Source organism: Pigmentiphaga litoralis, assembly GCF_048632615.1.
In the GTDB taxonomy this organism is placed as follows: domain Bacteria; phylum Pseudomonadota; class Gammaproteobacteria; order Burkholderiales; family Burkholderiaceae_B; genus Pigmentiphaga; species Pigmentiphaga litoralis_B.
Genome location: NZ_CP184479.1, coordinates 250,362 through 271,359 on the forward strand (window position 1 = coordinate 250,362; position 20,998 = coordinate 271,359).

General features: G+C 64.1%; 13 protein-coding genes and 2 pseudogenes. 6 read left to right on the plus strand and 9 right to left on the minus strand.

Annotated elements, in window-relative coordinates:
* Nucleotides 1-145: 145 nt before the first annotated feature.
* Entirely contained in the window at nucleotides 146-898 is a 753-nt protein-coding gene (rpsB, locus tag ACNANG_RS01230; protein ID WP_420225657.1) for a 30S ribosomal protein S2, read from the minus strand.
* Nucleotides 899-1,205: 307 nt separating this feature from the next.
* Here rpsB and map point away from each other — a divergent pair, with 307 nt between their 5' ends.
* The 4 genes and pseudogenes from map (at nucleotide 1,206) to gstA (ending at nucleotide 8,125) form a co-directional block, all read left to right on the plus strand.
* Nucleotides 1,206-2,081, plus strand: a complete 876-nt coding sequence (map, locus tag ACNANG_RS01235; RefSeq protein ID WP_420225658.1) for a type I methionyl aminopeptidase — start codon at nucleotides 1,206-1,208, stop codon at nucleotides 2,079-2,081.
* A gap of 43 nt (nucleotides 2,082-2,124) precedes the next feature.
* Nucleotides 2,125-4,728 carry a [protein-PII] uridylyltransferase gene (locus ACNANG_RS01240; protein WP_420225659.1) on the plus strand — a complete coding sequence of 868 codons (2,604 nt, stop codon included), beginning with the start codon at nucleotides 2,125-2,127 and terminating at the stop codon, nucleotides 4,726-4,728.
* A 123-nt stretch (nucleotides 4,729-4,851) separates the two neighbouring features.
* A pseudogene (locus ACNANG_RS01245) lies at nucleotides 4,852-7,322 on the plus strand (glycogen/starch/alpha-glucan phosphorylase); the annotation flags it as partial.
* Nucleotides 7,323-7,516: 194 nt separating this feature from the next.
* Complete coding sequence (gene gstA / locus ACNANG_RS01250; protein WP_420225660.1) at nucleotides 7,517-8,125, plus strand: glutathione transferase GstA; 609 nt, start codon at nucleotides 7,517-7,519, stop codon at nucleotides 8,123-8,125.
* A gap of 224 nt (nucleotides 8,126-8,349) precedes the next feature.
* On the opposite strand, the gene ACNANG_RS01255 is transcribed toward gstA, so the two are convergent.
* The 5 genes and pseudogenes from ACNANG_RS01255 to smc form a co-directional block, all read right to left on the minus strand.
* Nucleotides 8,350-8,607, minus strand: a complete 258-nt coding sequence (locus ACNANG_RS01255; RefSeq protein WP_420225661.1) for a DUF2789 domain-containing protein — start codon at nucleotides 8,605-8,607, stop codon at nucleotides 8,350-8,352.
* A 143-nt stretch (nucleotides 8,608-8,750) separates the two neighbouring features.
* Complete coding sequence (locus tag ACNANG_RS01260) at nucleotides 8,751-9,497, minus strand: S-methyl-5'-thioinosine phosphorylase (RefSeq protein ID WP_420225662.1); 747 nt, start codon at nucleotides 9,495-9,497, stop codon at nucleotides 8,751-8,753.
* Nucleotides 9,498-9,510: 13 nt separating this feature from the next.
* Nucleotides 9,511-11,649 (minus strand): NAD-dependent DNA ligase LigA, encoded by a 2,139-nt coding sequence (ligA, locus tag ACNANG_RS01265; RefSeq protein WP_420225663.1) that lies wholly within the window; start codon nucleotides 11,647-11,649, stop codon nucleotides 9,511-9,513.
* A gap of 16 nt (nucleotides 11,650-11,665) precedes the next feature.
* Complete coding sequence (locus ACNANG_RS01270; RefSeq protein ID WP_420225664.1) at nucleotides 11,666-12,754, minus strand: cell division protein ZipA C-terminal FtsZ-binding domain-containing protein; 1,089 nt, start codon at nucleotides 12,752-12,754, stop codon at nucleotides 11,666-11,668.
* 53 nt (nucleotides 12,755-12,807) lie between these two features.
* Nucleotides 12,808-16,333: pseudogene (gene smc, locus ACNANG_RS01275) on the minus strand (chromosome segregation protein SMC).
* 200 nt (nucleotides 16,334-16,533) lie between these two features.
* Here smc and queF point away from each other — a divergent pair.
* Nucleotides 16,534-16,953, plus strand: coding sequence for a preQ(1) synthase (queF, locus tag ACNANG_RS01280; RefSeq protein ID WP_420225665.1), 420 nt, complete (start codon nucleotides 16,534-16,536; stop codon nucleotides 16,951-16,953).
* A gap of 184 nt (nucleotides 16,954-17,137) precedes the next feature.
* Complete coding sequence (gene lplT, locus ACNANG_RS01285) at nucleotides 17,138-18,463, plus strand: lysophospholipid transporter LplT (RefSeq protein ID WP_420225666.1); 1,326 nt, start codon at nucleotides 17,138-17,140, stop codon at nucleotides 18,461-18,463.
* A 21-nt stretch (nucleotides 18,464-18,484) separates the two neighbouring features.
* Here lplT and ACNANG_RS01290 read toward each other — a convergent pair whose 3' ends face one another.
* The 3 genes from ACNANG_RS01290 to tsaB are packed head-to-tail and all read right to left on the minus strand — an operon-like array spanning nucleotide 18,485 to nucleotide 20,912.
* Nucleotides 18,485-19,528 (minus strand): uracil-DNA glycosylase, encoded by a 1,044-nt coding sequence (locus ACNANG_RS01290; RefSeq protein WP_420225667.1) that lies wholly within the window; start codon nucleotides 19,526-19,528, stop codon nucleotides 18,485-18,487.
* A complete protein-coding gene (rimI, locus tag ACNANG_RS01295) occupies nucleotides 19,525-20,052 on the minus strand; it encodes a ribosomal protein S18-alanine N-acetyltransferase (protein WP_420225668.1) in 528 nt (175 codons plus the stop codon). The genes ACNANG_RS01290 and rimI overlap by 4 nt, the downstream gene beginning before the upstream one ends.
* On the minus strand, nucleotides 20,049-20,912 hold the full coding sequence (gene tsaB, locus ACNANG_RS01300) for a tRNA (adenosine(37)-N6)-threonylcarbamoyltransferase complex dimerization subunit type 1 TsaB (RefSeq protein WP_420225669.1): 864 nt from the start codon (nucleotides 20,910-20,912) through the stop codon (nucleotides 20,049-20,051). The genes rimI and tsaB overlap by 4 nt, the downstream gene beginning before the upstream one ends.
* Nucleotides 20,913-20,998: the final 86 nt, after the last annotated feature.

Below are 20,998 nucleotides of genomic sequence, written 5' to 3' on the forward strand. Positions count from 1 at the left end.
ATAAATGGGTTGGACTAAAAAGAAGGGGCGCGAGGCCCCTTGCAGACAAGAGGGGCTTCACGCCCCTTCCAGACGACTTGCCCGGGAATCGCGAGGATTCACGAGGCAATGAAGCCGTGAATGTCAGCTGTACAGGTCAGCCGGATTACGCTTCCTGCTCGACTTCGACGAATTCGTCGTCGCTGTCTTCGCCGGCGGCTTCGACGACGCCTTGCACAGCCTGTTCACGGCCTTCGATGATCGCATCGGCGATACCGCGGGCGTACAGGGCGATCGCCTTGGACGAGTCGTCGTTGCCCGGGATGATGTGGGCCACGCCGTCGGGCGAGTGGTTGGTATCGACCACCGCGACGACCGGGATGTTCAGGGTCTTGGCTTCGGTGATCGTGATCTTGTGGTAGCCCACGTCGATGATGAAGATGGCGTCAGGCAGGCCGTTCATGTCCTTGATACCGCCGATGGACTTGTTCAGCTTGTCCATTTCGCGTTCGAACATCAGGGCTTCTTTCTTGGTCATGCGCTCGGTCGCGCCGTCGGCCTGCATGGCTTCCATGTCTTTCAGGCGCTTGATCGAGGTCTTGACCGTCTTGAAGTTGGTCAGCATGCCGCCGAGCCAGCGGCTGTCGACGAAAGGCATGCCGCAGCGCTGGGCTTCCTGGGCGATAATTTCGCGGGCTGCGCGCTTGGTGCTGACGAACAGCACGGTGCCGCGGCGAGCCGACAGTTGACGCACGTACTTGACGGCGTCGTTATACATGGCCAACGTCTTTTCGAGGTTGACGATGTGGATCTTGTTGCGATGACCGAAGATGTACGGTGCCATCTTGGGGTTCCAGAAGCGGGTCTGGTGACCGAAGTGGACACCTGCTTCCAGCATTTCGCGCATTGTTACAGCCATGATTTACTCCGAGGGTTGGGTCTTGCGCCGCACGTGTATCGCCCGATATGGATGGGAAGGCCGCCTTATCTGGTCAGCCCTGCCCGTACCGGACAACACCCTGGTTCGTGAAGCACGCGATTTACAGCTATGGGGTATTGCAGACTTCTGTACTGCACACACCTCTTCCTTGCGCTGGGCTTGGCCAGATCGCAGGAAGCCTATAATTCTACTATTTTCCGGGCCACCTGCTCAAGTCGCTGATGGATGAGTTGGCGCACGGCGCGACGCCCGGACCGCAATTCATTACATTTTGGTACCAAAACCCATGTATATCCCGATCAAGGACGCTGACCAAATCGAGAAAATGCGCGCGGCCTGCCGCGATGGCGCCCTCGTTCTCGATTACATCGCCCCTTTCGTCAAGCCTGGCGTCACCACCGGCGAACTCGACCGCCTGTGCCACGACTTCATCGTGAACGAGCTGGGCGACATCCCGGCGCCGCTGAATTATGCCCCGCCCGGATACACCCCCTTTCCCAAGTCGATCTGCACGTCGGTCAATCACCAGATCTGTCACGGCATTCCCGGCGACAAGGTGCTCAAGGCCGGCGATGTGCTCAATATCGACGTTACCGTCATCAAGGATGGATGGCACGGCGACACCAGCCGTATGTTCTACGTAGGTGAACCGTCCGTCCTGGCGCGCCGTCTGTCGGAAGTCACCTATGAATGCATGTGGCTCGGCATCGAACAGGTTCGCGCGGGCGCGTTCCTGGGCGACATCGGCGCGGCGATCCAGGCCCATGCCGACAAGTTCGGCTACAGCGTCGTGCGCGAATTCTGTGGACACGGCGTGGGCGCTTCGTTCCACGAGGATCCGCAGGTCTTGCATTACGGCAAGGCGGGCACTGGCGTGCAAATGGAAGCCGGGATGATCTTTACGGTGGAACCGATGATCAATGCCGGCCGCCGCGACATCCGCGAAATGCCGGACGGCTGGACGATCGTGACGCGCGACCGGAGTCTGTCGGCGCAGTGGGAGCACACCGTGCTGGTCACCGAGACGGGTTATGAAATCCTGACCGTGTCGCCCGGCATGCCCGCGCCGCCCGCGTTCGTGGCCCGCCAGGTGGCCGCCAGCCAGCCGGCCGACGCACCTTCGGCCGGGACCCAGGCGCCCGGAACCCAGGCCGCCGCCTGATACCGGGCGCCTGCCCCAACCCTTGCCCACGGACGCCGACCCCATGCCCTTAGCCGATCACCGCTCCCCTGCCCTGGCCGACGTGCAGGCGCTGCGCAACACGCTGCGCGCCGAACGCGAGCAGGCCATCGCCACGTTCCGCGGCAACCTGCGGGCCGACGGGCTGCTGACCGAATTGCGGCGCATCGTCGATCGCACCCTGGTGGCCCTGATCGCCATGTATCCGTTGCCGGAAGGCGCGGCGCTGGCGGCGGTGGGCGGCTATGGACGCGGCGAGCTCTACCCGTATTCGGACGTGGACATCCTGATCCTGCTCAAGCAGGCGCCGACCGACGAAGACGAATCGCGTGTCAGCGCCCTGGTCACGGCCTTGTGGGATCTGGGACTGGAACCCGGGCACAGTGCCCGCACGATTGACGAATGCATCAGCGAGGCGGCCAAGGACATCACGGTCGAGACGGCCCTGCTCGAAGCCCGCTTCCTGGCCGGCAGCCGGCCGCTGATGCGCGCGTTCGATACCGCCACGCGGGGGTCGCTCGACAAACGGGCCTTCTTCCATGCCAAGCAGCTGGAGATGCAGCAGCGGCACACCAAGTACCACTTCACCCCGTACGCGCTGGAACCGAACTGCAAGGAATCGCCGGGCGGGCTGCGCGATCTGCAGGTCATCCTGTGGATGGCGCGCGCGGCGGGCTTTGGCAAGAACTGGAACGAGGTGGCCCGCGCGGGGTTGCTGACGGCGGATGAAGCACGCCACCTGCGCCGCGCCGAACAGGCGTTCAAGCGCCTGCGGATCGAATTGCACCTGCTGACCAAGCGCCGCGAGGACCGTGTGGTGTTCGACGTGCAAACCGCGCTTGCCGGGGTGTATGGCATTCCGACGACCGGGCCGCGCCGCGCGAGCGAAGTGCTGATGCAGCGATATTACTGGGCCGCCAAGCTGGTGACGCAGCTTAATACGATCCTGGTGCAGAACATCGAAGACCGGCTGTTCCCGCGCCCAGGTGAAGAAGCGCAGAGCATCGATGACGATTTCTGCATGGTGCACGACCGCCTTGCCACGCACCGCGACGACGCGTTCGAACGCAACCCGACGCTGATCCTGCGTGCCTTCCTGATGATGCAGCAACATCCGGAATTGAAAGGCATGTCGGCCGGGACGCTGCGGGCCCTGTGGCACGCGCGCCGCCTGATCGATGCGCAGTTTCGCCGCAACCCGGTCAACAAGCACCTGTTCCTGACCCTGCTGCAGCAGCCGCGCGGCATCGTGCATGAGCTGCGCCGCATGAATGACCTGAGCATCCTGCCGCGCTTCGTGCTGCCATTCCGGCGCATCGTCGGGCAGATGCAGCATGACCTGTTCCATGCCTACACGGTGGATCAGCACATCCTGATGGTGGTGCGCAATCTGCGCCGCTTCACGATGCCCGAGCATGCCCATGAATACCCATTGTGCAGCCAGCTGATCGCCAACTTCGACAGCCACTGGCTGCTTTACCTGGCTGCCTTGTTCCATGACATTGCCAAGGGCCGGGGCGGCGACCATTCGGTGCTGGGCGCCGCCGAAATGCGGCGGTTCGCGCGCGACTTCGGCATGGACAAGGCCGATGCCGAGCTGTGTGAATTCCTGGTGCAGCATCACCTGACGTTTTCGTCGGTGGCGCAAAAGCAGGATCTGTCCGATCCCGACGTGATCCGCCAGATGGCGGCCGTCGTAGGCGACAAACGCCATCTGACCGCGCTTTACCTGCTGACCGTGGCCGACATTCGCGGCACCAGCCCCAAGGTGTGGAATGCCTGGAAGGGCAAACTGCTGGAAGACCTGTACCTGATGACGCGCCAGGCGCTGGGCGGCGACGCCCCGGACCCGACCGCCATCCTGGAGAACCGCAAGCAGGAAGCGGTGCGGATACTGAGGCTGTATGGCCTGAGCGACGGCGCGCAGGCGGCGTTCTGGAAGGAACTGGACGTCGCGTACTTCCTGCGGCATGAAGCGCCCGATATCGCCTGGCAGACGCGGCATCTGTACAAACACGTGCGCACACCCGTGCCTATCGTGCGGGCACGGGTTGCGCCCGTGGGCGAAGGCCTGCAGATCGTCGTCTACCTGAAAGACCGGCCGGATCTGTTCGCACGCATAGTCGGATATTTCGACGAACGCCGGCTGAGCATTCAGGATGCACGCATCCACACGACCCGGCACGGCTGGGCGCTGGACAGTTTTATCGTGCTGGCCGAAGGCTCGCCCAGTGAGCAGCGCTCGTTATTGAGCCTGGTCGAGCACGAACTGAAGGAACTGCTGGAGACCACGTCGCCCCCCACCGCACGCACCCCGCTCAGCCCGTCGTCGGGAACGGGATCGCGGCAGTCCCGCCAGTCGCGCATGTTTCCGATCACGCCGCAGGTCGAACTGCGGCCCGACGACCGCGGGCAGGCCTGGATCCTGGGCGTGACGGCCGCCGACCGCAGCGGCTTGCTGCACGCCATGGCCCGGACCTTTGCGAGGCATGGCGTCAATCTCAAGACCGCCAAGGTCATGACGCTGGGTGAACGGGTGGAAGATACGTTTCTGATCGAAGGTCCGTCGCTGAACAATGCACGCACGCAGATCCAGTTCGAGCAGGAATTGCTGGAGGTGCTGGCGTAGCGCAAAAGACGGGCCCTTGTTGATGAGCGTTACAGACAGGGTGGGCCGTTTGGTGGTGTAGTTAAGCCTATCGGACGACTCCGCCATGCCTTCCTGGGAGAACCTGCCTTGCTCGAGCGCCGTATCAACCCCCCGCCTGTCATTTTCGAGGACGACCGCACGTCTGTCACGACGGAGGGCCTGAAGCGGGCCTTCTACGACCATCTTTTCTACACCCAGGGCAAGTTTCCTGAAATCGCCGGCCTGGGTGACTATTACCAGGCCCTGGCCCATGCCGTGCGCGACCGCACGCTGCAGCGCTGGATCAGCAGCGTGGCCGACCACACCGCCACCGCGCCAAAAACCGTTGCCTACCTGTCCGCCGAGTTCCTGATGGGACCGCATATGGGCAACAACCTGATCAACCTTGGCATTTATGACACCGTAAAGAAGGCGGTGCAGGAAATCGGTCTGGACCTGAACGAATTGCTGCGGCAGGAAGAAGAACCGGGCCTGGGCAACGGCGGCCTGGGCCGCCTGGCCGCGTGCTTCATCGACTCGCTCGCGACGGCGGAGATCCCCGCCTTTGGCTACGGCATCCGCTACGAATACGGCATCTTCTACCAGACCATCATGGATGGCTGGCAAGTGGAAAACACGGACAAGTGGCTGCGCCACGGCAACCCGTGGGAGATCCAGCGCGCCGAATGGGCCGTGGAAGTGAAATTGGGCGGCCATACCGAGCAGTACCAGGACGACCTGGGCCGCCTGCACGTGCGCTGGGCGCCCGAAAAAACGGTGGCCGGCGTGCCCTTCGATTCGCCCATCGTGGGCTACAAGGTCACCACCACGAACACGCTGCGCCTGTGGCGCGCGGAAGCTACCGAAGCCTTCGACTTTTCGCAGTTCAACCGCGGCGACTACCTGGGCGCGGTCGACAAGAAGGTGACGTCCGAAAACCTGACCAAGGCGCTCTACCCCAACGACGAAACCGTCCAGGGCAAGGAACTGCGCCTGGAGCAGCAATACTTTTTGTGTCGTGCTCGCTGCAGGACATGTTGCGCATCCACAAGGCGCGCGGCATGGAGCCGGACACCTTCGACCAGAAATTCGCGATCCAGCTGAACGACACGCACCCGGCGATCGCGGTGGCCGAACTGATGCGCCTGCTGGTCGACGACAACATGATGCCCTGGGACCAGGCGTGGGGCATCACCACCCGCACCTTCTCATACACCAATCACACTTTGCTGCCCGAGGCACTCGAGCGCTGGCCGCTGGACCTGTTCAAGCGCATTCTGCCGCGCCATCTCGAAATCATCTACGAAATCAACGCGCGCTTCCTGAACGACGTGCGCATTCGATTCCTGGGCGACGATTCGCGTCTGGCGCGCCTGTCGTTGATTGACGAAAGCGGCGAACGGTACGTGCGGATGGCCCACCTGGCCTGCGTCGGTAGCCACACCATCAACGGCGTGGCCGAACTGCATTCGGAATTGCTGAAGCAGGACGTGCTGAAAGACTTCTATGAAATGTGGCCCGAGAAGTTCACCAACGTAACCAACGGCGTGACACCGCGCCGCTGGATGGTGCTGAGCAATCCCCGCATGACCAAGCTGGTGAGCGATGCGATCGGCGAAGGCTGGATTACCGACCTGCCGCAGTTGGCGAAGCTGGAACCGCATGCGGAAGACAGCGCTTTTCGGGACAACTGGCGTGCGATCAAGCGGGCCAACAAGGTGGACCTGGCGGCACTGATCCAGCGCCGCACCGGCGTGACGGTCAGCCCCGATTCGATGTTCGACGTGCTGGTCAAACGGATCCACGAATACAAGCGCCAGCACCTGGCCGTGCTGCACATCATCACGCTGTACCACCGCCTGAAGTCCGGCCGGTCGGCCTACACGCTACCGCGCACGTTCATCTTTGGCGGCAAGGCGGCGCCTGGCTACACCATGGCCAAGCTGATGATCAAGCTGATCAACGCCGTGGGCGACGTGGTGAACAACGACCGCGACGTGCATGATCTGCTCAAGGTGGTGTTCCTGCCGAACTTCAATGTGACCTATGGGCAATGCGTATATCCGGGCGCGGATCTGTCGGAGCAGATTTCCCTGGCCGGCAAAGAAGCGTCGGGCACCGGCAACATGAAGTTCGCGATGAACGGAGCGCTGACGATCGGCACGATGGACGGCGCCAACATCGAGATCCGCGACCAGGTCAAGGCCGAGAACTTCTTCCTGTTCGGGCATACGGCCAGCGAAGTCCACGACATCAAGGCCAGCGGCTATCGCCCCCGCGACATCTATGAAGTGAACGCCGAATTGCGCGCGGTGATCGACCTTATCCAGACCGGCTTCTTTTCGCGCGGCGACACCGAGGTGTTCAAGCCCATCGTCGACAATCTGCTGGACCACGATCCTTATCTGCTGCTGGCGGACTACCAGTCGTACATCGATTGCCAGGACGTGGTGAGCGACACCTATCGGGACAGCGATACGTGGGCGCGGATGTCGATTCTGAATAGCGCGCGGTCCGGCAAATTTTCGTCGGATCGCAGTATTGCCGAGTATGCAAAGAACATCTGGAAGGTCAAAGCGGTGCCGATTACGCTCAAACCTGAGAAGGAACTGTATATGCGGAATGCTGTGGCTAGCCCCCCTAGGCGCTGCGCGCCTCCCCAGGGGCGACACCAGCGGACTGGCGGAGCCAGATCCGCGGTGTCCTGGATGGGCGGCGCGTTGGCGGCAGGTCGCCTATGTCCCGGATGGGCGCGTATCATCACCTCACCTCAATAAAAGAGACGACCATGAAGCTTTACTACAGCCCGGGCGCTTGCTCGCTGGCACCGCATATTGCCCTGCGAGAAGCGGGCATCAGTTTCGCCTTTGAGAAGGTGGATTTGAAGGAAAAGAAGACTGAGTACGGGGCGAATTTTCGCGAGATCAATCCCAAGGGGTATGTGCCGGCGCTGGAAGTCAAGCCGGGTCAGGTCATGACCGAGGTGGCCGTGGTCATGCAGTACCTTGCCGATGAGGCTGCTGACAAGAAGCTGGCGCCGGCCGCAGGTAGCGCCGAGCGCTATGAATTCCTGACCTGGCTGAACTTCGTGGCGACGGAAATTCACAAGGGGTTTTCGCCCTTGTTCAAGCCTACGGTGCCTGACGAGGTCAAGGAAACCTTCAAGGGGTTCCTGGGCCTGCGGCTTGACTATGTAAACAGTGAACTGGGCAAGCGGGACTTCCTGTTGGCCAGCGGGTATTCGCTGGCGGACGCCTACCTGTTCGTGACCACGGGCTGGGCCGCCAAGACGGGCGTGGACCTGAACAAGTGGCCGGCCATTGTGGCGTTCCGCGAACGCGTGGCGCAGCGCCCGGCCGTACAGGCTGCGCTGTCGGCGGAAGGGTTGAACGGATAGGGACGTCGTTCCAGCCGATCAGGCTGGGTGGATGAACCACGGGGCGGGTGGCCGGCGCAGACACTGCAACCGGTCACCCGCCCCGTTTCGTTGAACCGCATGGCGTCATGGAAGGCTGTTCAACCTGGCGGCCACTGAGTGGTTAGGCTCCTGAGCGGTCAAGCCCCTGCGGCGCCCAGACCCCGTCGTTCAGGCGGCCCCATCATCCGTACGGCCTTGCCGTCTCAGACGCCCGTTTCCTGCTTGATCGCGTCCTGCTTGAGCGACTCATTCAACTGGTCCACGATCAGCGCCCAGGGCGCGTCGGCCTTGAGTTGTTCGTGCAGGAACTGGCGCTGGCTGTCGCTCCAGAAGGGCGCGGCAAAAATGTCCACGCCATTGGGCAGTTGGTGCGTCTTGATGAACTCGGCAATCGCGCTGTCATCCGCGTCGAGGCCCAGCTGCAAAAAGAGATTGCTCATCGAAATGTCTGAATCGTCCATTGTGACTCCCGGTAGGTGTGGCGGTGTGTCGAGTGTAGAGGGACACGAAGGACAAATCGGACAGCGCTTGTAACGGCAGAGGCGTTTGCGCATGCCCTGTTACGCAATTGATGGGTCGGGGGCGGTCGGCCCCCGTTTCCCGCCTAACTCTTGAGGTTGACCAGGCTGCCCAGGATCGCGTGGATGCCCTGCATGGTGGTTTCGACCGTGTTGCGGATTTCGTCGAGCGAGATCGTGCCCGTGCTGGCGCCCTGCCCGGCCGCGTCATTGGTGATCAGGCACAGGGCGCCGTAGTCCAGCTCCAATTCACGCGCCAGGGCGGCCTCGGGCATGCCCGTCATGCCGACCACGTCGCAGCCATCGCGCGCCATGCGGCGAATTTCGGCCGCCGTTTCCAGCCGCGGACCCTGGGTGCATCCGTAGGTGCCACCATCACGCACGTCGATGCCCGCGGCTTCCGCCGCCGTCAGCAGGTCGGCGCGCATGTCGGCGCCGTAGGGCAGCGTCATGTCGGCATGCGCCACGGCCTGGTCACCGCCTTCGAAAAAGGTATGCAGGCGATCATGTGTGTAGTCGATGATCTGGTCGGGCACGACAATGCGGCCCGGCGTGTAGCCGTCACCGATGCCGCCCACGGTTGCGACCGATACGATGCGGCGAACGCCCACTTCATGCAGCGCCCACAGGTTGGCGCGATAGTTGATGCGGTGGGGGGCCAATGTGTGCCCATACCCGTGACGCGCCAGGAACGCGATCTCGTCGCTGTCGCCGATACGGCCAAAGGTAAGCGCACCCGACGGTTCGCCATAGGGCGTGCGCACCACCTGGCGGCGCGTGACCGTCAGTCCGGTAAGTTGATAGAGGCCGGTGCCGCCGATGATTGCCTGCATAGGGATGCCTTTGTTATTCCGTGGTGCCCGCCAGCAAGTCGCGCAGGCCGTCTTCGTCGATGACGGTGATGCCCAGGTCCTGCGCCTTGACCAGCTTGCTGCCGGCGTCTTCGCCGGCAACGACGTAGTGCGTTTTTTTCGATACCGACCCCGTCACCTTGCCGCCGGCGGCCAGGATCATCTCGGCCGCTTCATCGCGCGACAGCGTCGGCAGCGTGCCGGTCAGTACGAAGATCTTGTCGGCCAAGGTGCCCGCCATGCGATCCACGACGGTCTCGGTGCCTGGCTCGACGCCATTGCGGCGCAAGGCATCGATCACTTCGCGGTTGTGCTCTTCGCCAAAGAAACGGGCCAGCGATTCAGCCACCACCGGGCCCACATCATTCACGGCCAGGAAATCGTTTTCGCCTGCCTTCATGACCGCGTCCAGGGTGCCGAAGTGCCGCGCCAGGTCCCGGGCGGTCGATTCGCCGACGTGGCGAATGCCAAGCGCGAACAGGAAGCGTCCCAATTGCGGATGGCGGGTGGCCGCGATCGCGTTAACCAGGTTGGTCGCCGATTTTTCGCCCAGACGATCCATGCCCGACAGTTCTTCGACCGTCAGGGTGTACAGGTCGGCCAGCGTATGCACGCGGCCGCTTTCCACCAGCTGATCGACCAGCTTGTCGCCCAGGCCGTCGATGTCGAGCGCGCGGCGGCTGGCCGCATGCGCCACCGCCTGCTTGCGCTGCGCGGCGCAGAACAGGCCGCCGGTGCAGCGCGATATCGTCTCGCCTTCCAGCCGTTCAATGGCCGACCCGCACACCGGGCACGCCGTCGGCATCACGAACTGCAGGGCCGTCGACGGGCGCTTTTCCAGGATAGGCATGACCACTTCGGGAATCACGTCGCCAGCACGGCGTACCACCACCGTGTCGCCGATGCGCACATCCTTGCGCGCGATCTCGTCTTCGTTGTGCAGGGTCGCGTTGGTGACCGTCACGCCGCCGACGAACACGGGCTTGAGCCGCGCCACGGGCGTGATGGCGCCGGTGCGCCCCACCTGCACTTCGATATCCAGGAGTTCAGTCGTGGCTTCTTCAGCCGGAAACTTGTGGGCAATCGCAAAACGCGGCGCGCGGGAGACGAAGCCCAGCGCACGTTGCGATGCCAATGCGTCGACCTTGTAGACCACGCCGTCGATGTCATAGGGCAGATTGGGCCGGTGGGTCTGCGCAGCTTCATAGAACCGCAGCAGGCCTTCGGCGCCTTCGACCTGCGCGCGGTACTGCCCGACCGGCAGGCCCAGGTCGCGCAGCCAGTCGAGCATGGCGGTGTGCGTCTCGTGAGGCGTAGCAGGCGCCGTTGCGCCTGTCGCCGCGACAGGCGCAGCGACCGAACTGGCCTGGTCGCCTGACCCGGCCGGGGATTCACCGACGATCTCGCCCCAGCCATACGCAAAGAAACGCAGCGGCCGCTTGGCCGTGATCCGCGAATCCAGTTGCCGCAGGCTGCCAGCGGCGGCGTTGCGGGGATTGATGAAGACCTTGTCTCCGGCCGCGCGTTGCGCATCGTTGATCTTGTCGAAGTCGGCGCGAAACAGCAGCACTTCACCGCGCACTTCCAGCACCGCCGGCGCCTTGCCATGCGCGGTGCTTGCGCGCAGCCGCGTCGGGATGGCCCGCACGGTGCGGATATTGGCGGTGACGTCTTCGCCGGTCTGCCCGTCGCCGCGCGTTACGGCCTGGGCCAGCGCGCCGTTCTCGTAGCGCAGGCTGATCGCCAGTCCGTCGAACTTCAATTCACAGGCGTAGGTGACTGGCGTGTCGCCTGCCTTGAGCGTATCCCGCACCCGCTTGTCGAACGCCACGATATCGTCGTCTTCGAACGCATTGTTCAAGGACAGCATCGGCACGGCATGCCGCACATTGCCAAAGGCCGACAGCGGCGCGCCGCCGACCCGCTGCGTGGGGGACTCGGCCGTGACCAGCAAGGGGAATTCGGTTTCGAGCGCGACCAGTTCACCGAACAGCTTGTCGTACTCGGCATCGGTCACGATGGGCGCGTCGAGCACGTAATACCGATGGTTGTGCTCCGCAAGCTCGTCACGCAACGCGGCGATCCGCTCGGCGGCGATGTTCTCGCGATCCAGCTTGGACGTCAGATCCGTCATGCCCGTGCCAGCCCGCTCAGCCAAACACCCGCTGGGCGCGGGCGGAACCCGCCGTCAGACCGGCGTCGTCCAGGCGCACGTACAGCGCCTGCAGCTGTTTGTCGATCGCCTGCTCCGCCCCATCGGCAAGCGGGCGGCCATTGTCGTCCACCACATCGGCTTCAAGACGCCCAGCCAGCGTGCGCGCGGTCTGCGCCATGCGGGCAAAGCCGTGTTCGTCGGCCGGTGCGCGGGGCACGTCAAGCAGCAGATTCAATTGGCCGATGGTGGCCGGACCGGCCGATCCCAGCGACACCCCATCGGTGCGGCCCAGGGTGAAACGGATGATGCCGTCATGGTCGACCCACGGCAGGCGGCCGTCCTGTATGCCCGAAAAACCGGCTTCGCGCGCGGCGGTCAGGATGTCGCTCGACGCCCAGCGGCGGCTGCGCGCTACCAGCGTGATGCCTACCTGCGCGTCGAGCGCGGCACATGCGCCGTCCAGTTGACCGGCACGGCCCAGCACGGCCTGGGTATCGGTGGCTTCGACGGTGCCGTCGAAACGGTCGGCCAGCACGCGCGACCGCGACAAGGCTTCCGCCCATTCGCCGGCGGTCAAGGCGCCGCTGCGGTTGGCCAGCAGCACGGCCACCTGTACCGATGCATATCGCTCGTTGGGGCGGATCGAGCTGCGATGCACGCCGTCGGCCGTATGTGCGAACACCCGCAGCGGCTTCTGGCCGGCGTGGCGGATGCCTTGGGTGAACGCGCTCAATTCGTCGCCCATGACCGGTTCCATGAACACCACGTCGATCACGGTTTCGCAGGCCTCGTCGGCTTCTTCGGCGTCATGCGGCGGGATGTCCGCCAGGGCGCCCGATTCAACTGAGGTGACCGGCTCGGCCATTGCCGGCGCCACGCCCAGGCCGGGCTCGCGGCGAACCAGTTCCGGCGACGCGCCGGGCACCGGTGGATCGCTGGGCGTCAGCAGCGGGTCTTTTCCGTTGTCGGGAAAACGGGCCTGCATCTGCTTGCGCGCGCGATGGTCCTGGAACCAGTTGAGGCCGAGCACGATGACGATCGCCAGCACGCCAAGGGCAATCAACCCGGATTGAAGATCATTCATGTTCTGCGTTTCCCGAAAAGGGGGCGGGGATGGGAGTAAGGGTCATGGCGGCGTCAGGCCTCGACGGCAAGTTGCAGGGCAGACTCGAGGTCGACCGCGACGATGCGCGACACGCCCTGCTCCTGCATGGTGACGCCCACCAGTTGATGCGCCATTTCCATGGCGATCTTGTTGTGCGAGATGAAAAGGAATTGGGTCTGCTGGCTCATGCTGCGGACCAGATTGGCATACCGTTCGGTGTTGGCGTCGTCCAGCGGTGCGTCCACCTCGTCCAGCAGGCAGAACGGCGCGGGATTCAACTTGAACAGCGCGAACACCAGCGCGGTGGCCGTCAGCGTCTTTTCGCCGCCGGACAGCAGGTGGATGGTGCTGTTGCGTTTGCCCGGCGGTTGCGCCATGACCTGCACGCCGGCATCCAGGATTTCGTCGCCGGTCATCACCAGCTTGGCTTCGCCCCCGCCGAACAAGGTCGGGAACAGCTCGCCAAAATTGCGGTTCACGATGTCGAAGGTTTCCTGCAGCAGCTGCCGGGTTTCCCTGTCGATCTTGCGGATCGCGTCTTCCAGGGTGTCGATGGCCGACTGCAGGTCGCCCTGCTGCGCGTCCAGGTATTCCTTGCGTTCACGCGACGCCTTGAGTTCGTCCAGCGCCGCCAGGTTGACCGCGCCCAGCAGGCCGATCTCGCGATTCAGGCGCTGCACTTCGGAATTGAGCCAGTTGGCGCGCTGCCATTCCTTGGGCAGCTCGTCCAGTTCGGCGCCGAGCGCGGTCAAGTCGATTTCCTGGTTAGCCAGCTGTTCGCCGTACTGTTCCTGCGCCAGGCGCGCGGCCTGCTCCTTCAGCTGCAGCTCGGTGATGCGCGCGCGGCGGGGTTCGAGCGACCGCTCGATCGTCAGCCGTTCTTCGTCAAAGCCGCGCAGGCCCGCGCTCAGGCTGTCCAGTTCAATACGGGCGCGCGCCAGAATGTCTTCGCGTTCGGCCCGGATTTCCAGGGCGTCCTGCAGGCCGGCTTTCGCGGCCTCGTCATCCAGCACCCGCAGTTCCGCCTGAACGCGTTCGGCGTCGCCCAGCGCCCGCTGGCTTTGTTCGGACGCCAGCTGCATGGTGCGCCGCAGTTCATCAATGCGCGCCCGCAGGCCGCGTTCCGCGAAACTGGCTTCCTGCGCCGCGCGTTCCAGTTCGCGCAGGCGTTCGCGCCCGGCCTGGGCATTGGCCTCGCGTTGCTCCTGCGCCATCTGCGCATCTTCGAATGCCGTCTGTTTGTCGCCCAGTTCACCGTCCAGCGTTTCAAAGCGGAATTCCGCTTCTTCCTTGCGGACGCGAGCTTCTTCTTCTTGCGCAGCGATTTCGGCGCGTTCTTCATCGATGCGGCTGGCGCGTTCTTCGGATTGCGCGGCTTGTTGCGACAGCCTGGAATGTTCCAGCTGAATGCCGTGCAGCCGCTGGGTGACCTCGGCCAGGCGTTGCCGGGACGCGGGCATGGCCTGCGCCACCTGCTGATAGGCCGCCTCGGCCCGGGCGACCATCGACCGGGATTCATCCGCCAGCATCTGCTGCGCCTTGACCTGACGCTGCAGATTCTCGATTTCCTGCTGGCGCGCCAGCATGCCGGACTGTTCGGAATCAGCGGCATGGAATCGCACGCTGTTGGCGCTGATCAGATGCCCTTCGCGCACCACGAACGATGCGCCGTCGGGCAGTTGCTGGCGCGCGCCCAGTGCCTGCGCCGCATCGGTGGCGGTGTAGACATTGCGCAGCCAGTCATTCATCAATGCGCGCAACTGCGGATCGGTGATGCGGAGCAACGACGTCAGCGGCGTCAGACCCGCTTCGGCGGCAGGCGCGGCGCCGGGCGACGGCATCTGGAAGAAAGCCAGACGCGCCGGCGGCGCATCACTGAAAAATGCCCGCGCCCAATCCAGGTTGCTGACTTCCAGCGCCGCCAGCCGCTCGCGCAGCACGGCTTCCAGGGCCGCTTCCCAACCCGGCTCGATATGCAGCTTCTGCCACAGCCGGCCAAGGCCCGCCAGTTCGTGCTTTTCCAGCCAGGGATGCAGGGCGCCCTGCTTCTGCACGTCCTGTTGCAGGCGGGTCAGCGCAAGCAGGCGGGCTTCGGTCTGCCCGACCGCCGCCACTTCTTTTGTGATGCGTCCTGCGCCTGGCGGCGTCCGGCATCCACTTGCGGCAACTGCGCTTCAAGCGCGGACAGGTCTTCCTGGGCCTCGCGCACGCGCTGCTCGGTATCCGCCAGATCGCCGGTCAGCTGGTCCAGCCGCGCGGCATCGGGCCGCTGCAGATTGCGGGCTTCCTGATCCAGCCGTTCGCGGCGCTGCGCCAGCGCCTGCAACTGGCGATCCGCTTCGCGCTGCGCCTGGGCCGTCAGGGCCAGGTTCTGTTCGACCTGCGCCAGTTCCGCGCGCATGGCGGCCAGGCCGGCCATTGCGTCGCGCACCTGGCTTTCCACGTCGGGAAGCTGTTCCTGCCATTCTTCGGCGGTGATGCGGGCTTCTTCGGCGCGCGCCTCGCCAATGGCCAGGTCTTCTTCGGCACGGGCCAGGTCTTCGCCGCCGTGCTCGTATTGCTCGTTCCACTGGGCGATCTGCTGCTGCAGCTGCGCCAGTTGCGCCTGCATGCGGTTGCGCGATTCGACCACGTACTTGATCTCGGCCTCGAGCCGGCTGACTTCGCCGTTCGCTTCGTACAGGCTGCCCTGGGCCGCGTGCACCGCATCACTGGCGGCGTAGTGCGCCTGGCGGCTGCCTTCCAGATCGGCTTCCAGCTTGCGCAGGCCGGCCATGGCGCTTTCCAGTTCGGTCTGCGCCTTTTCGATTTCCAGCCCGAAGTCCATGCGCTCGCGGTCGGCTTCGCGCTTCTTCAGCAGCCACAGAAAACGCTGCTTCTTTTCGCCTTCGGCCTGCATGGCCTGGTATTTCTGGGCGACCTCGGCCTGCGCTTCCAGCTTTTCCAGCTGCGTGGTCAGTTCACGGACGATGTCTTCGACCCGCGTCATGTTCTCGCGCGTGTCCGACAGCCGGTTTTCCGTTTCGCGGCGGCGTTCCTTGTAGCGGGATACCCCGGCCGCTTCTTCAAGGAACACCCGGAGTTCTTCGGGACGGGCCTCGATGATCCGCGAGATCATCCCTTGCCCGATGATGGCGTAGCCCCGCGCCCCCAGGCCGGTCCCCAGGAAAATGTCGTGGATGTCGCGCCGGCGGACCTGCTGGTTATTGACGTAATAGCTGCTGGTGCCGTCGCGCGTCAGGACCCGCTTGACCGCTATTTCGCCGTACTGGCTCCACTGTCCGGCCGCACGCCCTTCGGAATTGTCGAACACCAGTTCGACCGACGAACGCGCCGATGGCTTGCGATTGATCGAACCATTGAAGATGACGTCCTGCATGGATTCCCCCGCAGTTCGGACGCCTTGGATTCGCCCAGCACCCACCGCACCGCATCGATGATGTTCGACTTGCCGCAGCCGTTAGGACCCACGACCCCGACCAGCTGGCTGGGGACGAGAATCGACGTCGGATCGACAAAGGACTTGAATCCTGCAAGTTTGATCTGGGTGAGTCTCACCGGAACCGCGCTTCCTGAAGGGGGATGGAACGACGAACCACGGACTGAGGGCAGGAATGCGGCGCAACCCAAAACGCTAACAGTACCCGGGCGCTCCGTATAATACCAAAGGGCCACACGCAGGGCCGCGACGCGCGCCCTGCCTGCTGCGCCGTGCAGCCGCCCATCGTAACCATTCCGTCAGGTCCCTATTCCGCATCATGCCTTCGCAACCTTCCAAGACCCTCGATACTTTTCCCAATCCCAGCCAGAAGCGGGATTTCCAGATCCATATCGAGGTGCCCGAATTCACGTGCCTGTGCCCGTTGACCGGCCAGCCGGACTTCGCGGTGCTGATTATCGACTACATCCCCGACCAACTTTGTGTCGAACTGAAAAGCCTGAAGCTCTACACCTGGAGCTTCCGCAACGAGGGCGCCTTCCATGAAGCCGTCACCAACCAGATCGTTGATGACATCGTAGGCGCCATTGCCCCGCGCTTCCTGCGCCTGACGGCCAAGTGGTACGTGCGCGGCGGCATCTTCACCAATGTCGTGGTCGAACATCGCCAGCCGGGTTGGGAACCTCTCCCGGCGGTCAACCTCCAACAGTTCGACACGGGCAGCAATACGCGCGGCTGAGCTCGCGGCAAAGCGCGCTGACATTCCCTTGCTGCCTTACACAACTGAAAAGGCAAATATCGGTGCACGCGTGCTATAAATCGTCCGCCATGGTGCCCTGTTGGTGCCCTGGCGGAGTGCCGTCTCGATGACCGCGCTCGTTTCCTCCCATTCAACGCAGGCGCCCGAGTCAGACCGACAACCGATGAGACGTGGCTTTTACTTGATCATGGCGGCGCAGTTTTTTTCGTCGCTCGCCGACAATGCCTTGTTCATCGCAGCGATTGCGCTGATCCAGCAACTGGACGGTCCGGCGTGGATGACGCCGATGATCAAGTGGTCGTTCGCCCTGTCCTACGTGGTGCTGGCCGCCTTCGTTGGCGCGCTGGCCGACAGCTTCCCGAAGGGGCGGGTCATGTTCGCGACCAACACCATCAAGGTGTGCGGCTGTCTGCTCATGTTCATGTACGCCAACCTGGGGCTGGCCGAAGGGCACCAGGTGTACGTGGTCGCCATGGCCTATGCCCTCGTCGGCATCGGCGCCGCGGCTTACTCCCCCGCCAAATACGGCATCATCACCGAATTGCTTCCCCCCGAGCAACTCGTCAAGGGCAACAGCTGGATCGAAGGCCTGACGGTGGTGTCCATCATCCTGGGGGTAGTCGTAGGCGGCGCGCTGATCAGCCCCAAGATTTCCACCTGGTTGCTCAGCATCGATCCCATCCCGTCCATCACGCTGGGCGTCGATACGCCGGCCGAAGCGGCTATTCTGGTGATCGCTCTGGTCTATCTGCTGGCGGCATTCTTCAATCTGCTGATTCCGCGAACCGGCGTGTGCTATCCACGCCAGCAGCGCAACCCGGTTCGCCTGGTGGTCGAATTCAGCCGGTTCGTCGGCACCCTGTGGCGTGACAAGCTGGGCCAGATCTCGCTGGCCGTCACGACCCTGTTCTGGGGCGCCGGGGCCACCTTGCAACTGATCGTGATCGAATGGGGCCGCGTCCAGCTCGGCTTGCCGTTGAACAAGGCGTCCATCCTGATGGGCGTGGCGTCATTCGGTACGGTGGCAGGCGCCATGCTGGCAGGGCGCATTCCGCTGCATAAGGCTTTAAGCGTGCTTCCGGTGGGGGTGGGCATGGGCCTGGTGGTCATGCTGATGCCGTTTGCCTACGACAAGTGGTTCGTCTATACGCTGCTGATCATGATTGGCGGCCTGGGCGGCTTCTTTGTGGTGCCCATGAACGCGCTTTTGCAGCATCGCGGCCACGTCCTGCTGTCGGCCGGTCATTCCATTGCCGTGCAGAACTTCAACGAACAGCTGAACATCCTGCTGATGGTGGCGGTGTATTCGCTCATGCTGGCGCTCAAGCTGCCGATCAATACCATCATTGTGATCTTCGGGTCGCTGGTGGCGGGGTTGATGGTGCTGATCATGCTGTGGAACAAGCGCAACCACGAACTCCATCCGGACCTGGACCAGGTCATCGGCAGCCGTGCCCATGGCACGGCGCTGCGGTGCGACCACGGCTGATCGCAGCCGCTGCGCTCCCCGCTACGCCGGCGTCTGTTCCAGCGACGCCGCCAGCCGCAGGTCCTGCCACGCGCGGCGTTTTTCCTGCGGACTGCGCAGCAGATAGGCCGGGTGGTAACTCACCACGACGGGCACCGCCTTGCCGCCAACATCGATCTCATGGGCGCGGCCGCGCAGGGTGGAAATAGCCGCCGTGCTGCCCAGCAACGTCTGCGCGGCAAACCTTCCCAGCACGAGGATCAATTCCGGCTGCACGGACGCGATCTGGCGCATCAGATACGGACTGCAGGTCGCCACCTCTTGCGGCAGCGGATCCCGATCGCCTGGCGGCCGGCACTTGATCACATTGGCGATGAACACGTCGCGGTCGCGGGCATGGCTCACGGACGCCAGCATGCTGTCCAGCAGCTGGCCGGATTTGCCCACGAAAGGCTTGCCCTGCTTGTCTTCCTGCTCGCCCGGCGCTTCGCCAATGACCATCCAGCGGGCACGCCGCACGCCGCCGCCAAACACCGTTTGCGTCCGCGTTTTGCAAAGGCCACAGGCCACGCAGCCGCGCACTTCCTGCTGCAGCAACAGCCACGCTTCTTTTGGTGACATTCCGGTGTTGGGGGCCAGCGCCGGAACGACGCGAATGACTTCCTGAGCAACGCCCGGCAGGTCGGCCGTGTGTCTGGCCACGAGCTCGGCTTGCGGGGCCAGCACCGCTACCGCGCCGGCCGCCTCGGCATTGAGTTCGCGACCCTCCTGGCGGATGAGCGCGTCTCCTTGAGTCGCGGGTTTGGCGTCCTCGTCGTTTTTCGCAATTTCTGAAAGCGCCTGGGGAGCAGTCGGGGCGATGGGATCAGCCGCGGCGGCCACTGCGTTTGGGGGCTGCGGAAGGCGGCCCGGCATTGCGGGATTCGCCGCCACGCTTGCCGGGCTGCTGGCTTCCGCCACGGGCAAGGCGGGCGCGCTTCCGGCCGCCCACACTCGCTCGATACCCAGTTCACGCAACCACGCCTTGCGCACCGCGTTCATGGGCACGCTGCTTTGCCGGGGATCCTGGCCGTTGGCGTCGCTCATAGCGCACCCCGCCCAGCCTGCCGCGCGGACCCGTTGACCTGATGCTCACCCGCCATGAAGGTCTTGCGCATGACGATCGCGTCTTCCCGTCCGTCCGGCGCGGGATAGTAGTTGCGCCGCACGCCGATCCGTTCGTACCGATGCCGCTCATAGAAACCTTGCGCTACCGGATTGGACGGCCGTACTTCCAGCAATACCGTGCGCGCCCCCAGGGACACCGCCACTTTTTCGGTCCAGTCCAGCAGGAAGCGGCCGACGCCCCTGCCCTGCGCGTCCTTGGCCACGCTGATATTCAGCAAATGGCCCTCGTCCAGCACCATCATCAGCACGCAATACCCAAGCATGACCTCGGCGTCCCGCACGACCCACGCGCTGTAACCCGAGCTGATCGAATCCGCAAAGTTCTTGCGGGTCCATGGAAAGGCGTAAACCGCTTTTTCGATACGTTCAACGTCATCCAGGTCCGCGGGCGACATGGATTGCGGCCGGGCGAATCCGGCTGTCATGGGGGGAGTCGGCATCATGCGCCCTCTCCCACCGGCGCCGCCGGCGCCACCTTGGGATTGCCGCCCGCGCCCAGCAAGCGCTCTGCCGTGGTGAATGCGACCTTGTCGCGCACATACAGCGGCATGGCCAGTTCGGGCGCGATCGCCTCTCCGCGCAGCCACGCCCGTCTGGCCAACATGGCGACGGCGGACGCCGTTGGCCGCACGGCGTCCGGCACATGCTGCGCGGCGGCCACGCCAGCAAAGGCGTCCGGATACGCGGCGGCGGCGTCACCGGCCAACCACCAGCCGGTGCTAGCCGGCTCGGCGTCCGCCACAATGGCGTCCCCAATGGCGTCCCCCGCATCAGGAACGCCTCGAGGCAGCGTACCTGGTGTTTGGCCGAACGTCTGCCCGAGCCACTCATCGAGCCCCTCCAGCGCCATCAATTGGGGCGCCAGAAGCACCTGCTGTTCCCCGCCGGAAGGCTGCGCGTAGGCTGCCACATACACCTCCTGCATCCGGGCATCCATGGCCACCACAATGGGCTGCCCTGCGGTGCCTTGCGCCTGTACCGCAACGGCGGCGTGCGACACCACCGGCAGCACCGGTCGGTCCAAAGCAAAGCCCAGGCCCTGCGCGACGCCACAGGCAACCCTTAGTCCCGTGAATCCGCCCGGGCCCTGGCCGAAGGCAATCGCGTCGATGGCGGACCGGGCAATGCCTGCCTCGGCCAGGACCTCGTCGATCATGGGCAATAGACGTGCCGAATGTTCCTGCACACCTTGGTGTTCGCGGGAAATGAGGGCGACAGGGGACGACGCATCAACCAGCCCGCGCAGCAGAGCCACGCCGCACCAGGCGGAAGACGTTTCTAAAGAAAGGATATGCAGCGACATAGGCTGCGATTGTAAGACGTCGGCGCGGTGAAACGTCGGGCGCCGCCAACTTTAGGCAGATCGACTTCAGCAGGAATCGACTTCAG